Annotated in this window: 18 protein-coding genes; all 18 read right to left on the bottom strand. The window is 72.5% G+C overall.

The genetic code is table 11. The features are described 5' to 3' along the window. Window positions 1-34: 34 nt before the first annotated feature. On the bottom strand, window positions 35-628 hold the full coding sequence (gene folE, locus KS423_RS00470) for a GTP cyclohydrolase I (protein ID WP_224273325.1): 594 nt from the start codon (window positions 626-628) through the stop codon (window positions 35-37). Next, entirely contained in the window at window positions 625-1,359 is a 735-nt protein-coding gene (locus KS423_RS00465) for a 7-carboxy-7-deazaguanine synthase QueE (protein ID WP_224273323.1), read from the bottom strand. Before KS423_RS00465 ends, folE begins: the two co-directional genes overlap by 4 nt. After that, window positions 1,356-1,832 carry a 6-carboxytetrahydropterin synthase gene (locus KS423_RS47830; protein WP_224273314.1) on the bottom strand — a complete coding sequence of 159 codons (477 nt, stop codon included), beginning with the start codon at window positions 1,830-1,832 and terminating at the stop codon, window positions 1,356-1,358. Before KS423_RS47830 ends, KS423_RS00465 begins: the two co-directional genes overlap by 4 nt. Further along, window positions 1,829-2,188 carry a hypothetical protein gene (locus KS423_RS47825; RefSeq protein WP_224273304.1) on the bottom strand — a complete coding sequence of 120 codons (360 nt, stop codon included), beginning with the start codon at window positions 2,186-2,188 and terminating at the stop codon, window positions 1,829-1,831. The genes KS423_RS47830 and KS423_RS47825 overlap by 4 nt, the downstream gene beginning before the upstream one ends. Then, a complete protein-coding gene (locus KS423_RS00450) occupies window positions 2,185-3,123 on the bottom strand; it encodes a hypothetical protein (RefSeq protein ID WP_224273302.1) in 939 nt (312 codons plus the stop codon). Before KS423_RS00450 ends, KS423_RS47825 begins: the two co-directional genes overlap by 4 nt. Next, a complete protein-coding gene (locus tag KS423_RS00445) occupies window positions 3,120-4,019 on the bottom strand; it encodes a hypothetical protein (RefSeq protein WP_224273300.1) in 900 nt (299 codons plus the stop codon). The genes KS423_RS00450 and KS423_RS00445 overlap by 4 nt, the downstream gene beginning before the upstream one ends. Continuing rightward, window positions 4,016-4,861, bottom strand: coding sequence for a hypothetical protein (locus KS423_RS00440; RefSeq protein WP_224273298.1), 846 nt, complete (start codon window positions 4,859-4,861; stop codon window positions 4,016-4,018). The genes KS423_RS00445 and KS423_RS00440 overlap by 4 nt, the downstream gene beginning before the upstream one ends. A gap of 69 nt (window positions 4,862-4,930) precedes the next feature. Then, complete coding sequence (locus KS423_RS00435; RefSeq protein ID WP_224273296.1) at window positions 4,931-5,161, bottom strand: hypothetical protein; 231 nt, start codon at window positions 5,159-5,161, stop codon at window positions 4,931-4,933. Between the two features lie 144 nt (window positions 5,162-5,305). Then, on the bottom strand, window positions 5,306-6,409 hold the full coding sequence (locus KS423_RS00430; RefSeq protein ID WP_224273294.1) for a hypothetical protein: 1,104 nt from the start codon (window positions 6,407-6,409) through the stop codon (window positions 5,306-5,308). A gap of 246 nt (window positions 6,410-6,655) precedes the next feature. After that, the gene (locus tag KS423_RS00425; protein ID WP_224273292.1) at window positions 6,656-7,891 is read right to left on the bottom strand and encodes a recombinase RecT; all 1,236 of its coding nucleotides are present in this window, start codon (window positions 7,889-7,891) and stop codon (window positions 6,656-6,658) included. Window positions 7,892-8,195: 304 nt separating this feature from the next. After that, a complete protein-coding gene (locus tag KS423_RS00420) occupies window positions 8,196-8,504 on the bottom strand; it encodes a hypothetical protein (protein WP_224273290.1) in 309 nt (102 codons plus the stop codon). Window positions 8,505-8,634: 130 nt separating this feature from the next. Further along, window positions 8,635-8,877: a hypothetical protein gene (locus KS423_RS00415; RefSeq protein ID WP_224273288.1), complete on the bottom strand. Its 243-nt coding sequence runs from the start codon at window positions 8,875-8,877 to the stop codon at window positions 8,635-8,637. Window positions 8,878-8,905: 28 nt separating this feature from the next. After that, the gene (locus KS423_RS00410) at window positions 8,906-9,145 is read right to left on the bottom strand and encodes a hypothetical protein (protein WP_224273286.1); all 240 of its coding nucleotides are present in this window, start codon (window positions 9,143-9,145) and stop codon (window positions 8,906-8,908) included. Further along, window positions 9,142-9,312 (bottom strand): hypothetical protein, encoded by a 171-nt coding sequence (locus KS423_RS00405; protein ID WP_224273284.1) that lies wholly within the window; start codon window positions 9,310-9,312, stop codon window positions 9,142-9,144. Before KS423_RS00405 ends, KS423_RS00410 begins: the two co-directional genes overlap by 4 nt. After that, window positions 9,309-9,962, bottom strand: coding sequence for a hypothetical protein (locus KS423_RS00400; RefSeq protein ID WP_224273268.1), 654 nt, complete (start codon window positions 9,960-9,962; stop codon window positions 9,309-9,311). Before KS423_RS00400 ends, KS423_RS00405 begins: the two co-directional genes overlap by 4 nt. A gap of 18 nt (window positions 9,963-9,980) precedes the next feature. Further along, window positions 9,981-12,809 (bottom strand): hypothetical protein, encoded by a 2,829-nt coding sequence (locus tag KS423_RS47085; RefSeq protein WP_263454323.1) that lies wholly within the window; start codon window positions 12,807-12,809, stop codon window positions 9,981-9,983. 13 nt (window positions 12,810-12,822) lie between these two features. Beyond that, entirely contained in the window at window positions 12,823-13,650 is an 828-nt protein-coding gene (locus tag KS423_RS00390; protein ID WP_224273266.1) for a hypothetical protein, read from the bottom strand. After that, window positions 13,650-16,496: hypothetical protein (locus KS423_RS00385; RefSeq protein ID WP_224273263.1), on the bottom strand; the 2,847-nt coding region annotated here is incomplete at its 5' end. The genes KS423_RS00385 and KS423_RS00390, both read right to left, overlap by 1 nt.

Genomic DNA, 16,496 nt, shown 5'->3' with positions numbered 1-16,496 from the left:
CGAACGGGCTCTTGGGCACAACTCCCGTTCCCTGTCAGGCTGGTGGCGGCGCGAGCGCGAGCACTTCGACACGCCGCGCCGGGGCGGCGTGGAGGGCCCCGGTCAGGTGGCTGGTGACCATCGCGGCCCCGTGCGCGCGGGCACCGCGGGCCGTCATGCAGGCGTGCTGGGAGCGGATCAGGCACGCCGCGCCCTGGATGTCGAGGTGCGCGCCGAGGGCATCTACGACCTGCTGGCCGAGCCGTTCCTGGACCTGCGGGCGGGCCGCGAACTCCTGGACGAGGCGGGCGAGCTTGGACAGGCCGACGATGCGGGCTCCGGGGGCCGGCAGGTAGGCGACGGTGGCCCGGCCCGTGAACGGCAGCATGTGGTGCTCGCAGAGCGCGGTGAAGGGCACGTCGACGGCGGCGATCAGCCCTGCCCGTTCTCCTTCCGGGGGGAAGGTGACGGCAAGGTGCCGGGCCGGGTCCAGGCACACGCCGGCGGTCAGCTCTGCGAGGGCCTTGGCCATGCGGCGAGGGGTGGCCGCGGTGGACTCGGTGTCGCACGGGATGCCGAGGGCGGCGAGCAGACCGGCGGCGTGCTCGGCCGCGCGGACCAGGTCGGCGGTGTTGGCGGGGGTGGTCATCGGTTGCGTTCTCCAGGCCACAGCAGCACGTGCTGCCGCATCGTCAGGTTCCAGTTGCGCGCGATCACGTCGTCGGCCAGGGCCCGGGCGACCTCGATGGTGCGCTCGGCGGTGGTCCCTTCGGGCATCACCCAGGTCGCGTGCGGAGGAAGGTGGAAGCGCTCGACCAGGTCGGCGATCTCCTCGAGGTCATCCGGGCCGGCGGCGACGAACTTGAAGCGGGCGCGGCCGCGGTGGGCGAGGCCGGCGAAGACCTCCAGGGCGTCCGGCTTGATCCGCCGCTCCTCCGGCATGCCGGAGTTCGCCAGCTTGGCGCTGACGTTGAAGGTCAGCCGCGGCACGCCGAGGCTGACGTGCTGCGGCGCGAGGGTGCCGTTGGTCTCGATCTCGACGCGGCGGGTGGTGTAGCGCAGCACGGCCATCAGCGAGCGCCAGGCATCGGTGCGCTGGTGCAGCAGCGGCTCGCCACCGGTGATGACGACGATCGCGTGCGGGTGCTCGGCTGCCCACTCGGCGAGTTCGACGACCGGGACGCGGCCGATCTCCTTGCGCAGGTTGTACCGCTGGCCGTCCCAGGTGTACGGGGTGTCGCACCAGTCGCAGCTGAGGTTGCAGCCGCCCAGGCGCAGGAACAGGGCCCGCTGGCCGGCGGTCGGCCCTTCTCCCTGGATGGTGGGCCCGAAGATCTCGGCGACGGGCAGGCCGGCGTCGGGGACGACGAGGGCGCTCACGGGGCCGCCGTCCAGGAGGCGGCGTTGACGGCGGTCTCGGACACGCCGACGTGGGAGACGTACGCGCCCGCGGCGCGGGGCAGGGTGTGCAGGGCCTCCGTGGCAACGCGGCCGAGCAGTTCAGCGACGGCCTCCACGCTCGGCCAGCCGAGACCGGCGGCGTGCTGCTCCTGCTCGGTCGGATCCTCGGCACCGAAGCGGAACAGCTTGCTGCCCTGCCCGGCGAGGACCGGGGCGAGCGGGTCGCTGGCCCCGAGCATGGTGCCGTGGTCGAGAAAGGTGTCGATCCACTCCCGCAGAGCCCGCTTGAACGCGCCGAACTCCACGACGGTGCCGGCCGCCAGCACTGGAGCGGACACGGTGACCTCGACCACCCAGGAGTGCCCGTGCAGGTTCTCGCACTTCCCGGCGAGGTGCGGCAGCCGGTGCGCTGTCTCGAAGTTGTGGCGGACGGTGACACTGTGGCGGCTCACTGCTGCTCCCCCGTCTCGGCCAGGTGCACGACCGCGCCGGCCTCGCCGTCCTCGGACACCGCGCTCATCGTCACCCGCAGGCCAACGCTGCTCAGGTGCTCGGCGAGAGTGCGGGCCAGGGTTTCGCACGAGGCCGCCCCGCACTCGCGGGCGCCCGGGCCCCACCAGCCGCGGATCAGGTCGCCGAGGTCGTGGAACTCGGTGTCGCGTTCGTCGTGCGCGACGGCGACACCGACCGTGATGTGGAACAGGTGCCGGTGCCGGGCCCGCAGGTAGGAGCGGTGCTCGGGCGCGCCGGGCCAGTGGTGGAATCCGGGCAGCTGGACCTTGGTCCAGACGCTGACAGTTGACTTCACGAGGTTCGTGCCTCCGGTTCGGTGAGGGGCGGGTAGGACGGCTGGCCGAGCAGCTCGTCGCGGGTGGTGCGGGCGAGGCGCCACACGCTGGTGGTGGCATCGACGGTCTGCGCGCACATCAGGCAGCAGGCGGTACGGCCGCGGGTGGGGTGGGCCGGCTGGTCGAGGTCGTACGCGAAGCCGCGGTCGATCACACCGACCTTGCGCAGCAGCGCGGAGTCGATCCGTACGTCGGGCCAGCGCAGCGGGCCGAGCCAGGTGGAGGAGTCGCAGGAGTCCGGCGGGACGGCCAGGCACCATTCGTTGACCGTCAGGCCGAGGACGTGCACCCACAGGTCGGGGTACTGGCGGTGGCGTTCCCACAGGGTGTGCAGCAGGCGCAGCCGCACCGGCGCGGGCGCCTGGACGACGTTGCCGAAGCAGATCCGGTCGTACTGCTGGGCGAGCTCATCGAAGTAGTCCCAGCCGTCCACCAGCGGGTGGTAGACGGGGATCGGCGCGAGGCCTTCGCCCTCGAGGCGGGCGCGGGTGCGGATCTTGTTGTCCCGGCCGCCCTGGTCGAGCTCGATGTAGCCCCACAACCGGTCGCCGTGGCGCTGCACCAGTTCGACGTACCGGGCGTACAGGTCATCGAAGCCGTCGATGTCTTCGGGGGCGAGGCGCAGGGCCTCGTCCATGGAGATGCCGGGGTGGGCCCGCTTGTACTGGTTGGTCAGCCAGAAGATCCCCGAGTCCAGCAGGACGCGGTGCCCGGCGTCCAGCAGGGCGACGAGCCTGCGTTCGTGCCCGGCGGTCAGCAGGTCGTTGGTGGCCAGCAGCACGTGGTGCGGGTAGTGCTCGGAGTCGCCGGCGGCAAAGTACAGGTGCCGGTCGGCCGGGTCGAACGCGCCACCGCCGGTGCGCTTCACCGCGGCGGGCTGGCTGCTCGGGCTCATCGCTGCACCCCTTCCAGAACGGTGCCGCCGGGGGCACCGGTCAGCTCCTGGACGCGGTGGGCGGCGTGCCTCCAGCAGGTGCCCAGAGCCGTCGCGGCGTCCGCGCACAGCCGGGCGGCGGCCTGGTAGGAGGTGCTGTCGCCAGGGGCGTAGCGGAAGCCGGCGGGCAGGTTGCCGACACGGCGCAGCATCGAGGTCTCGATTCGCTGGTGGTTCCAGCGCAGCGGGGCCAGCCAGGAGGAGGAGTCGCAGGAGTCCGGGGCCAGCGGCAGGCACCACTCGTTGGCGGTCAGGCCGAGCGCGTGAATCCACAGATGCGGGTACTTCTGGCGGCGCTCCCAGATCGTGTGCAGCAGTCGCAGCCGCACCGGGCCGGAGGCTTGCACGATGTTGCCCACGCAGATCCGGTCGTACCGCCCGGCCAACTCGTCGAAGTAGTCCCAGCCGTCCACCAGCGGGTGGTACACGGGGATCGGCGACAGGCCGAGGTCGTGCAGGGCCGCCCGCTGCGCCCGCTTGTGCAGCAGGCCGCCCTGGTCCAGCTCGATGTAGCCCCACAGCCAGTCGCCGTACGTGCGGGCCAGGTAGACGTACCGCTCGCGCAGTTCCTCGAACCCGTCGATGCTCTCGGGCGGCAGCGCGAGCGCTTCGTCCATGGAGACGCCGTGGGCCCGGCTGTGCCGGTTGGTGAGCCAGAAGATGCCGCTGTCCAGCAGGACGCGGCAGCCGGCGTCCAGCAGGTCGCGCAGCCGCTGCTCCTCGGCTTCGCCCATCAGCTCGTTGACGGCCGTCAGCACGTGCGGGCCCGCGTTGAACTCGCCTCCGCCCGCGGTGAAGTAGATGGGCCGCTCCGCCTGGTCGAAGGTGCCTCCGGCGGTCGGCAAGACGGTCGTCACGACTCGTCCCGGAGTGTGGGCGCCTGCCCGCTGATGCGCGCCCACTTGTCCAGGAGGTGACCGGCCAGGTAGCGCTCGGGCTGCACCATCACCAGGCGTCGGCCGACGGCGCGGTCCGCGAAGGGGGCGAGCGGAGTGGGGTAGGGCAGGAAGAGGCTGCCCTCGATGAGCAGCGGGGTCCATGTGGGCCAGCCGTCGAAGACCTCGGCGACGACGAGGCGGTGGTCACCGAGCTCCCACACCTGCCCGGTCTCGACCTGGTGCTCGGGCTCCCCGACGGTGACGCCGGCCAGGGCCAGGAGGTCGCCGCGGTTGATCTGCTCGGGCTCGTCGGCGCCGTCGTCGTCCGCGTCGTTCGCGTCGTCGGCCGGGCCGCCCGGGGTGACCTCGGCGAGCATGGCGTCGATCTGGGCGTGGTCGAAGCCGGTGGCAACAAACAGCGCCGGGTCGACCTGCTCCAGGTCGGACAGCATCGCGGCCAGGTCCTCGCCGTCCCAGCCGCCGACGGTGGTCAGGTGGTTGGAGGCGATCAGGTAGGCCTCGGCGTGGGCGTCGTCGCGGGATGCCCATCCGCGCACGACCGGTACGGTCCATGTGCCGTCGTCGGTGACGACCACGCCGTCCGGGGCTGCCTTGCCCGCGTCGCGGCGGCGGACGAGGGTCTCGTAGCGGCCGTGGCCGGCCACCAGCCGGTCGGTGCGCTCGTCCAGCAGGCCGGGCTCGGTGAAGTCGAACTGTTCGACGGAGCGGTCCAGCCCGTCGTCGTCGTGCCCTTTCGGGTTTCGGGCGGCGGGCTGGATCGCGTCCAGCGGCATGTAGTCGATGTAGCGGGGGGCTGCCATGAGCGGGGAACCTAGGCCGCCGCCGGGGCTTAGGTCGCGCCGAGCAACTTCCGGTCCTGAGGTGGGGGTTCAGTTCCCGGCAGGGCCGGAGAGACGTCGGCGCGGGTAGCGGGAGTGGATCGGGCCGATCAGGCTGAACGGGTCGCCGAACTCGGCGACGAGCTGTTCGTAGATCGGCGCGCCGCCGTCCCCGGCGGGCCGCGCCGGTACGAGGGGCGCGGCGGGCTGGGGAGCGGGCGGCCTCTCGGTGAACCAGGGCGAGCGAGGCGCGTGGGGCGCGGGGTCGTACGGGCTGGTCACGGTGTTCCTCTCAACGTGCCTGCGATAGGCGGACGTTAGTTCGACCGACGGACAGTGGGGCCGCTGCGCTGGCCTCATCGGCCCGGCCGGGCGCGCGCGGGAGCGCCTAACCGGGGAGATCGATGCGCGCAGCGTTTGGCGTCCTTACTGGCTTCCACGCGGCGGCGCTCCCCGCTTGGCCGCGCGTACCCGGCGGACCTGGGTACTGCCGGATGTGCGGGTCCGCTTGGTGGGGTAGTCGAGTTCGTGGAGTGCCGGGCGCTCGCTGGGCGGGAGGTCCCAGAACGCCTCCAGCTGCCGCACCCGCGCAGCGATGTCCGGCTCAGGGGCCTTGAGACGCCCGGCGGTGCGCACGTACTCGAACTCGCCGTAGGTGTCGGGAGCCACGCCGTCGAGCAGCACTCGGGCAACGTTCTGCGCCTTCTCGGCGGCGGACTTCGCGGCGCGGTGCCTGTCGTACTCGCCGAGGGCCCATTCGATGTCGGACCTGTCGGTCACCAGGGTGTACGACTCCGGGGAGCGTCCGGCGGCCTGGGCCTCGACCATGCCCCAGCAGTGGGTGCGGGCCGGGCAAAAGCGTTTGCAGATCACGTCGGTACTCGGCCCGGACCGGTCCCGGGGCAGGGCGGTGCCCAGGTCGAGGGCCGTGGCGATCGCGGTCAACCGGCCGAGCGCCCGCCGGGCGGCCTGCTCGTCGAACGGCCGGGTGAACTCCTCGTCCTCGCCGCTCTTGCGCTCGAAGTAGATGATCCTCACCTCGGTCACCGCCTCGCCAGCGAGGTGCAGGGCGAGAGCGTAGAGCTGTGTCTGGTCCCACTCCGTCTCGGGCGGGCCGTCGTCACCGACGACCGCCCACTTCCAGTCTCCGGCGGTCTTGTAGTCGTACAGGACGCCGGTGACCGGGTCGTACTCGTCGTAGCGGCTCGGCCGGTCCAGGCCCGGCAGGGTGACGGACTGCTCGTACAGCCGCCACGGGTAGAGGGCGCGCCGGCGGCGGGACACCGAGTCGTGGATCAGGGTTCCGGCCCGGGCTGCGCGCCGGTCCACAGGGGCCGGGACGTAGCCGGGTGGCGGGTTCTCCCGGTACCAGATCGCGCGGCGGCAGGAACTGGTGTCGGAGGCGCCGATCGACCACTGGCCGGGCTGCTTGGGGCGGCGGGAGCGGCGGCGGCGGCCGCCTCGCTCGGATGCGGCGAGGTCTTCGCCGAGCCGGGCGTGGGCTGCCGCTTGGGCGCGTTCGAGGAGCACGTCCGCGGGGTCGCGGCGGTAGCGGGCGCAGCTGGTGGAGGTGTGGCCGCCGGAGCGTTTCTGTCCCCGGTGCGCGTGACGGGGCGCGCCGCAGCGGCAGGGGAGAGGGCTGGGCCCGATGAGACGGGCGCGGGCTAGTGTGCGGGCTTGCTCGATGAGGGGCTGCATGAGGTGTCCGTGTGGGCAGGCCGCAGGGCCGCGCCGCCGGGGCGCGGCCCTGCGGGTGGAGTGGGCAGCGGAAGCGGGCTAGCCCTCGCGGGCGTCCTCTCTGCTCCACACGGTGGCGTCCGGGTCGAGCCGGATCAGCAGGCCGCCTGCCTCGACGTGCTCGGCCGCCTCGGGGTGGGACCCCAGCGCGGACAGAACGTAGGGGCGCAGCTCGGCGAGCAGAACAGCGAGCTGCCCACCGGTTGCCTCGTTGAGGCTGGTCCCGGTCGCCTTCCGCCATCGGTAGGTGATCTTGGCGACGGTGCTGCCCATCACGGAGGCGTAGGCGCGCAGTTCCTCGCGCAGCTCATCTGCGGTGGGGGGCTCGTCAGCCGGTTCCGCCGAGGTCGCGTCCGGCTCCCTCTCGGACGCCCCTGGCCCGGTGGCTCTGTCGGCCGTCTCGGTGGTGGAGGCGCTGACCACCGTGCCGGGGATGACGGCACCGGGCTGTTCCTGGGATCGGGCCTCGCGTCGGCGCGCCGCTGCTGCCTCGCGTTCCAGTTCGCGCTGAGCAGCGTCGGCTTGCTCCATCTCGGTGTGCTCGTAGATGTTCACCAGCTCGCGGGGGAATGCGATGCGCCATGCCTGGGCTTCGGCCACCTTGCCGATCATGTGGGCGCCCATGGTCGGCCACAGGCCGGTCAGGATGCGCCGTCCGGTTTTGACTCCTCTGCCCGTGCGCGGGTCGTCCTGCCACTCGTCCTTGCCGACGGCGAACTCGGAGAAGAGGGCGACGGCTTGGGTGACCGTCTCGTCTCCGGCGATGCTGCGGTGTTCGATGCGGCACATCGCGGCGGCGGGCGGGTGGTCGTGGAGCCACACGTCAACCCAGCGACGGCGGTTGATGCCGTCCTCGCCCCGAACCCACCATGTCGGGTCGTCTTCGGGGCCGGTCCAGAACGGGCCGACGCGGCGGATGAACCGGCCGGTGCGCTGCCCAATGTGCCGGAACCCGTCGATGCCGGTCTGCGCGGTGTAGTACAGCTCCTCTTGGCCCTGCACCTTGCGCTTGCGCTGGATGTAGTAGATCTCGCGGCGGAAGGGGTCCAAGCCGGTCGACTTGCAGATGTGGAAGAACGCGACGAGGTCGTGCGTCGGGGCGTGCGCGAGGCCGATGGCGGCGAGAGCGGCCCGCTGGGCCTTCGTCCAGAACCGCTGCTCGCCGGTGATCTCCAGGACCTGGTCGGCCGTCTCGATGGTCATCTCCGCGCGGTTGTCCGTCAGCGGGGTGACCGGTTCGGTCGCGGGGGGTGTTCGCTGAGCTGCTGCTGTCACCTCAGGGTGCCTTCCTTGTCTCCGTGGCGGCACCGGGGTTCGCAGGCCCCGGTGTGGCTGCCTGCCTCCACACTCACGTCAGCCCGGCCTGCGTGGGAACACCCACCACGTGGCCAAATCGGCTGCGGATCAGGGAGATTAGGAAGTGTGGCCGCCGGGCCCGCGGGTTGCGAAGCCGCCCGGGTCCGCGTGCTCCCCTTGATAGGAGACAGCCCCGAAGGGCTTGTTGCCAGAGCACACGGCCGGTCGGCCCGGCGGCCACATCATCACTCTAGGGTAGCGCCGGCCGCAGACACAGGGCCGGCTACCAACCGGACCGGCGGTCCGGGGCGGTCGCACGCTCCAGCGCTCCGGCGCCGGCATGCTGCCACAGGCCGTCGTAGAACGTCTTGGAGGCCACAACGGCAAGGGCGACGGTGGTCAAGGCGGTCTGCGCGTGGGCGATGTCCCCGCGGGCGAGGACGGTGACGATGCCGACGATGCCGGAGGCCACGGCCCCGACGACGGCGCGCACCGGCTTGGTCCAGTGCGGCTGCTGGACGAGCGCGGTCGCCCAGGGGGTGACGGCGCCGAGCAGCAGGCCCCACGCCTCGGTGTCGTTCAGGATGTTCACGGTCGTCTCCTGGTGCTGGTGATGGGCGGGCTTGGCGCTCAGAGCGGCCAGGTCGCGACGAACGCGACGCCGGCGGCGGCCAGGTAGCCGGCGGTGAACCGGTATCGGGCCAGGAGGCCGGCGCGCGGGGCTACTCGCGCGGCGGCCGTTCGTCCCTTGACAGCGCGGCGGGCAACCCCGCGAGGGTCAGGCCCGTGATGATCACGCTCGGGTCGGCCGGCGGCGTCCACGCCTCCCGCACGATCACCGCCGCTCCGAGCAGGAACAGGACCAGGTCCCGGATCGACTTCCACCCGGTGATCTCGCTCCATCTGGTCCTCCGTCGGTGTCGTCGGCCAGCGGGAGGCTGCTGGTCGTCCGGGTCCCGTTCCACAGCCGGGGACGGTAGGGCGCGGCGGTGTCTACGGTCGCGTCGAGGTTCCGCGCAGTTCGGCGATGGTGGATTCGAGCTCGGCGATCCGCCGTTCCAGGTCGGCTTCCCGCGCAGTGCGTACGGCGATCTCCTCGCGGGCGAGAGCGAGTTCCGCCTGCGCGTGCCCCCAGGCCTCGGCCATCTGGTTGCGCAGCCGGGCGATGTACAGCTCGGCGTCCACGGTGATGGGCTGGGTGTTGTGCTCCATGGTGGCGGGGGCTCCGTTCACTTCGTCGGGTTGGTGGTGTCGCTGGTGGCCGGCCGGGTGCAGTCGGCTGTCTTCCGCAGGCGCTGGACGCCAGTCCGGAGCAGGGCGGCTTCGGCAGGGGTGAGCCGGCGCCGGTCGGCGGTGCTGAGCAGACGGTCGAGCTGTTCGGGGGTGGGGCCGTCGGTCATGCCGCGTCCTCTCCGATGCGTTGCGCCTCGTCACGGCGGGGCACCGCGGCGTCCCACACCGGTGTGGTGAAGGCGTCCGGGTTGACGCGGGTCGTCTCCTCCTCGACGGGCGGGCGGGGCTGGGCGACTTGCCGGCGGGTCTGCTCCACGATCTCCGTCTTCGCGGCCACTCCCTCCGGGGTGATGCCGTGGTGGCGCCGGATGATGTCGAGCGGATCCGGCGCGGGCTTCGCCGCTGCCGCGCGGCGCGTGCCCGCGGTGGGTCCGGCCGTGACGGCGACACGGGTCCGCTTGGTGTGGGCGATCCGTTCGAGGTGGGCCTGCCGGGCGGTGGCCCGGTCGGGCGCGTTGTGCAGGGTGACGGGCGCCGGCTCCCCGACGGCGAAGCTCTTTGCGGCGGCCGGGTCGGCGCTGCGCTGCTCCAGCGGGTCTGGAATCCACGGCTCGTGGAGCAGCATGTCGAGGATCATGTCGATGCCGTCCGGGGTGGTGTGGTCGATGTCGTACTCGGCGGCCCGCCACTCCAGCGAGGTGGTCGGGAAAACGGTGACGTGGTGGTCCCCGTCCGGCCGTTGCTGGCGCACGGCCCAGCACTGCGTCGGCCCGACATTGATCTGGGCCGCTTCGAGTACCCGGTACTCCTCGGGCATGGTTGCTCCCCGTTCGTGTCAGATGCGGTAGCACCAGAAGCCGACGGAGCCGTCGCTGCTGGCGGAGGCGAGGGTGGTGGTGAAGCCGGTGAGGCTGGATGCGGTGACCTGCCAGGCCCTCACGGCTTGCCAGTCCCGCAGGGTCACGATCGGCACCATCGCGGATTGCATCGTCGGCCCGTAGGAGAGCGACATGGACGTCCAGTTGGTCATCCCGACCGTGCCGGTGAACAGCCCGCGGTCCGGCTCGGCGTACCAGTAGTTCAGGAAAGTGCCCTTGTACTGGAGGGTCGTGGCGTCGATCCACAGTTCGGTGTTGCCGCCCCGGTCGTTGCTCCGGCCGATCTGGACGCCTGAATCCGCAGCGACCACGTAGCCCTTGACCGAGTCCTCGACCATGTACGCGAGCGCGGCACCTTGGCTCGCGTTCATCCGGACCGTGCCGCCCCACGGCCTCTGGGTGTCGGTGCGGATCGTCTCCAGCGCCGACATGTACTCGGTCAGGTAGAGCCGGTAGGCCGTCGACTGCCCGTTGTGCTGGAAGGTGCCGCTGTTCAGCCCGATGTACGCCGCGCCGTTGCTTCCACCGACCGCGTTGACGAAGGCGTAGTTGTTGCCGTTGGTGGGGAAGAAGCGGATCTCCGGGAGGCCCCCGCCGGGGTTGATCTCGATGCGCTGCCCGGTGGTTCCGCTGGACAGGCCGCCGACGATCCGCACGTCGCCGGTGGTCGCGGAGACGGAGACGGTCTTCACGCCGTTGGCGTTCCACGCCTCGATGCCAGCGGAGTTGAGCTCCACCCTCGCGCCGGTGTCGGCGGTCTTGATGCGCGCGGAGACCGTGACGTCCGCGTTGAGCTTGCCGACGGTCAGCTTGCTCGCGGAGACGGTGCCGATGTTGGCGTCCTGGATGGTGGCGAGCGCGATCTTCGCGCCGATGATCGTGGCATCGGCGAGCTGGGCGGTCCCGATGATCTGGTCGGCGAGGTCGGACCTGATGACGACGGTCGGAACGGCGGAGGCCTCGGCAGAGGGCTGCGAGGCGTTGCCCGCCCGGTCGCGGGCGACGAACTTGATGTAGTAGGTGGTGCCGTAGGACAGGCCGGTGATCGGGGCGGCCGCCGCTCCGGCGAGCCGGTCGACGATCGTCGCCGCGCTGGGGGCGAACCCGGCTGCCCTGGAGGCGTGCACCTCCACCTCGGCGAAGTCCGCGGGCATTTCCTCGCCCTGCGCCCCTCGCCCGTCCCACACCGCCCGCAGCGCGCCGATCAGCGAGGTCACCGCTGGCTTCGACGGCACCGGGGGCGGGGTGGTGTCGCTGGCGAGGATGGTCTCCTCCGACAGCCGCCAGGTGGAGGAGTTCCCGGAGGCGTCCACGGTGCGCACCCGGGCCTGGACGCGCTGCCCGGCCGGCAGCTGGTCGTAGTGGGCGATGGTGCCGTTGACCGCCTGCTCCGGGGACCACTGGGGGTCCTGCCCCGCGATCCGCAGGCCGGGCAGCAGGTAGGAGACGTAGTAGTTGCCGGCGTCGTCGTACACGGTGCCGTCGGCGTTCTGCGTCACCGCGGGCCAGGACACCGCCAGCGCGGCGTGCTGCTGCCCGCCCCGGTCCAGGTAGGCCCAGGAGCCGAGCAGCACCGCGTCCGGGGCCTTGGGGGCGACGGTGTCGTTGCGGTCGCCGAGCGGCGGCAGCGGGGTACGGGAGGCGGTCGCCGAGCCGTTGGTGAGGGCATCCAGCTGCCGCTGCACCCGGATGCGCTGCTCCACGAACAGGTCGTTGAGTTCCAGGCTGCTGCTGGGCTGGCCGGTGTTGTCGTACGTGGTGGCGATGGTGCGCACCCGCAGCGGCTCCAGCGTGGCCGGGTCGGTGCGCCGCTGGTCGTAACGGATGTAGTCCCCGGCCCGGTAGTCGATGCCGGGCCGGTGCTGGGTGGCGGCCGGGTCGAGTTCGATCGTGAAGCCCTCGGAGGCGGCGCCCATGCCGCCGAGGGTGACCCGGGCGAGTTCCGCGAGGGTGGTGGCGTCGGTGATGCCGCCCCGGCCGTCAAAGGCCTCGCGGCGTCCGTATCGGGCGGCCGCGGTCGGGTTGACGACCTCGGCGAGGTTGCCGGAGTCGCCGGAGGCCAGCAGGTGGGAACGCACCGAGCGGCGGGAGCGCTGCCGGGGGCCCTTGAGGACGTCCCGGCCCAGGTACAGCACGATGCCCGGGTGATCGGTGGCGCAGACGGTGTCGGGCACGTAGGCGCGCAGCCGGTAGCCCTCCATCCGCACGTCTGCCCACCCCGCGCCGGTGATCGAGGTGACGGTCTTGAGCAGGTCGCCGCCGGCGTCGTACTGGACGGTGTACGTGGTGGGCCAGGGGCGGCCGGCGCTGTCGGCGGCGGAGGTGAAGTCCCAGGTGATCTCAGTCAGGGCGCCGCGGGCTTGGGCGCGCTGCAGGAGGGTGGCGATGACGACCCCGGGGGTGGCGTTGACGAACGGGAAGTGCGCGTCGAGGCCCTGCACGGCCTGGCCGGGGGTGTGGCCGACCGGGTAGATCACGGCGCGCTCCAGAAGGGCGAGGGCGCCCCGGCAGCCGACCTGGATGGGCCGGGCCTCGCCCGCGTCGTCGGCCGGGTCGTCGCCGTCGTCCTCCAGCAGGTACCGCTCGGGCTTCTCGACGCCGTCGATGACGAGGGAGAGCCGCGGGTCGTCCCCGGACAGCAGGCCGGCGCCCGGGGCGTTGCGCGGGTAGGTGAAGGTCAACGTGCCGACGCCGTTGTGCTCGGCCTGCGTCTTGAGGTCGGCGGGGTAGGGCAGCAGCCCGAGCAGGCTGCCGCTCGGGCTCAAGACGCGCAGGTGGACGGCCACGGTGGTTCTCCGGTCAGGTCAGGTAGGCGCGGCGGCCGGTGACGGTGAGCTGGGTGGTGGGCCCGGTGTTGGTTCCGGTCAGGCGCACGCTCGGCGGCTTGCCGGGGCGGCCGGGGGCCAGGCGCAGGAAGGCGGGCCCGGTGTTGGTCAGGCGGCCCGGGTCGGGGACGAAGCCGCCACCGCCGGTCAGCTGCCAGGTGGCGGCGTCCACGGTGAGGGTCTGCCCGGCGCCGATCTGCCCGGTGTAGGTGAACGAGTCGCCGCCGGTTGCGTCGGTGGTGTCGGTGACGGTCGGGGCGGTGATCGGCCCGGTGAGCAGATAGGCGAGCTGCTCCATCGGCGCGGTCGCGTCGGCGAACTCGGTCAGCACCAGGTCCTGGGGCACGGGCGTCCCGGGGGCGGTCGCCCGGGTGCTGGTGTCGGCGGACACCCAGTACCCGGCGGGCACGTTGACCTCCAGGCTGATGCGCATGCCGCTCTGGCCCAGCGGCGTCGGGGTGAGCGCGGACAGGACCTCGCCCTCGCAGCGGCGCACCTGGCCGGCGGCGGTGTGCCGCTCGAAGGTGAGCAGCCGGTGCGGCCGGGCGACGACGCGCAGCAGGTCCTCCCACGCCGCTTCGACGTCCTGCCAGCCGCCCCTGGTAGGGGCCAGCCACAGGGCGAGGGTGAACTTGCCGGGGCCGTGGTGCTTGGGCCGCCACAGCTCCCCGATGCGGTTGGGCACGCTGGCGTTCGTGCCGACGACGGCCGGGGTTCCGGTCAGCCCGGCCCGGTACTCGACGTCGCGCACCAGGCCGTCGGTGAGGTCGTAGCCGTCCACCAGCCAGCGTTCGCGGGCCATCAGGCGCTCTCCTTGTCGAACAGGCCGAAGCTGGCGAGGGCCCGCAGCCGGTTGTTGACGGTCTCCCCCGGCGTCTCGGGCAGCGGGTTGGTGATGTACTGCACGATCGCGCCGGGCGAGATGACGGTGCCGATGCGCTCGCCCTGGGCGCTGTCGGCGAGCTGCCCGCGGGCGGCGTTGATCGCGCTGACGGCGGCGCTGCCTCCGAGGCCGCGCACGGCCTGCGGGGTGAGGATGCCTTCGCCGGGGCTGAGGCGGGCCAGGGCGCTGTCCTGGCCGGGCGCGTAGCCGGGCACCACTCCCCCGGTGGAGTAGCCGCGTACGAAGGCCAGTACGCCGTCCACGGCCCGGTTGACCATGCCGCGCAGCATCTTGCCCCACGCGTTGTCGGGCATCCAGTTGAACCAGCCCCTCACCGGGTTGAGGGCCTTGGCCAGGGCGCCGGCGGCCCAGCCGCGGAGTTGGTCGACCGCGCCGTCCACGAGGCCGCCGAGGAAGAAGCCCTGCACGGGCGCGCCGGCGTCGGCGAGACGGCCGGCGCGGGCGGCGTCGTTGAGGGCGGTGATGCCGCCTTCGCCGCCGAGCTGGCGCACGGCCTGCGGCACGAGTACGCCCTCACCCGGGCTGAGCATGGCAGGCACGGTGTCGCGTCCGGGCGCGTACCCGGGCACGACACCGCCTCGGGCGAACCCGACGGTGAAGCTGGGGAGCTTGCCGAGGCCGAAGCTGTCGGCGATCCAGTTCCAGGCCTTCCTGATCCCGTTGTCGTACACGGTGTTAACGAGGAAGCGGATCGGCGGGGCGAAGATCCCCGACAGCTTGCCCCAGGACCAGGCCGCGAAGGAGACCATGCTGTCGAGGGCGTAACGCACGCCGTCGGCGAGCCCGCCGATCGCCCCGTTGACGACGTTACGGAACCACTCGGACTTCTGGTAGGCGGTGGTGAACGCCAGCACCAGGGCGGCGGCCGCGGCGACGATCAGCATGATCGGGTTGGCGGACAGCAAGGTCAGGGCGCCGCGCACCGCGCCGATCGCATTGGAGACGAACACGATGCCGCCCGCGACGCCGGCCATCGTCAGCAGCGCCGAGACGAAGGCGCCCATGCCGGGAATCGACAGCAGCAACTGCACGGCGGAGGCGACGGCCTGGATGACGAACAGGAACCCGGACAAGGTGTTGCCGAGGCCGCCGAGTTGGGCGGCGATGCCGACGATGGAGTTGAGCAGCCCGAGCAGCTGGTCCCACAGCTGGCCGTTGCCGAGCGATCCGGCCAGCTGCATGACCGCGGGCAGCACCTCGGTACGCAGCCGGGCGATCAGCGGCGCGAGTGCCGGGTTATTGGTGAAGTTGAACCAGGCGACGCCGAGGGCGCCGACCAGCCGCCCAACCTCCTGGAGGACGGGGACGGTGTTGGCGAAGTATCCGGCGAGCTTGGCCTGCGTCTCACCTTCGCCGGTGAGCGTGCGGAAGGAACTCGCGGCGTTGGCGAGAGAGTTGAGGAGCTGCTGTCCGGCGGGGGCGGCGGCGCGCCCGATGTTGAGGACACCGAGGCCGATGTCCCGCAGGATGCCCCACAGCTGGGCGCCGGTGTCCCCGGCGCGCTGGAAGAACGCACCGAGCTGGCCGCCGTCGCGGCGGGCCTGGATGAACGCGGCGGCCAGGGCGAGACCACGTTCGGTGGCGCTGGCGAGGCGCTCCAGCAGCGGCGCGGCGGCGACCGTGATGTTGCGCAGGCCGTCGGCCGCGCTCAGGCCGGCGTTCGCCAGCGAGCCGATGACCCGCGTGTTGGTCGAGGCGACCTGCGCCAGGTCCGCCCGCCACGGCCCGGACGTGGCCATCTCCGCGCCCCGGACGGCGGCCTGGCCGAGCACCTGCCCGGTGTCGCCGATCGCCCGGTTGAAGATCGGCAGCAGGCTCAGCCCGCGGCTGATCGCCGTCTCCAGTGGAGGCAGCAGCGCCTCCTGCGCGGTGTCCCGCAGCCCGCGCAGGGCAGGCTGCACCGTCCCGGAGATGAACCGGGCGAAGCGCTGCCCGGCCGGGGAGAGCGCGTTGAGCGCCTGTTCGGCGGCGCTGGCGGCGCCAGCGGCGGAGGCCAGCGCCTGCGACTGGTCCCGCACCGCGCGGGCGACGTCCCGCTGGGCGTCCGCTACCTGCTCGGCGGAACGCTGCTGCTGGCGCTGCGCCTCACGCACCGCCTTGTCGAGGTCGTTGTGCGCGTCCTGGACCTCGCGCACCGCCTCGACGCGGGCCCGGGCGGCCTGCTGCTCGGCCTCCTGGACACCCCGGACCGCGTCCTGCTCGGCCTCCTGGGCGCGGGCCAGCTGCTCCTTCGCGGAGGTGACCTGGTCGCTGCCCTCGACGCCCTGCTGGTTGGCCTTCTTGACGTCCTCGGCGAGCCGCTTGTTGCGGGTGCGGACGTCCTCGAGCTGGTTGACCGCCTCCTGGTAGGAGATCTGGGCTTCGCGCCGGTCCGTCTCCGACGAGAACGGACTGACGTTGACCTGGTTGAGCCGGGAACGGGCCTGCTCCAGGGAGAGCAGCGCCTTCTGCTCCTCCAGCGGCCCCCGGGCCGCGTCCCGGTTCAGGTCCTCCAGGGTCCGCGCGGCCTGCTGCCGGGCGTCGTTCAGCGCCTGCTGCGCCTGCGCGGCGGCCTGGTGTGCGCGGGTGACCGTGAGCTCCGCCGCCGCCAGCTGCCGGTCGGCGGCGGCGACCTGTGCCACCGCCCGTTCCTGGACGTCGGCCAGCCGGCGCCGGGACTGCGCGACCTGCTCGGCACCGCGCAGGGCCTGCTCGTCGCTGTCGCGCTGGGCGGCGCCGAGTCGGCGCTGCGCGTCCGCCACCCG

Source organism: Streptomyces sp. LS1784 (assembly GCF_020103755.1).
Lineage (GTDB): Bacteria > Actinomycetota > Actinomycetes > Streptomycetales > Streptomycetaceae > Kitasatospora.
The sequence above is the reverse complement of the archived record's forward strand: the minus strand, read 5'-3'. Positions and strand labels throughout refer to the sequence as shown.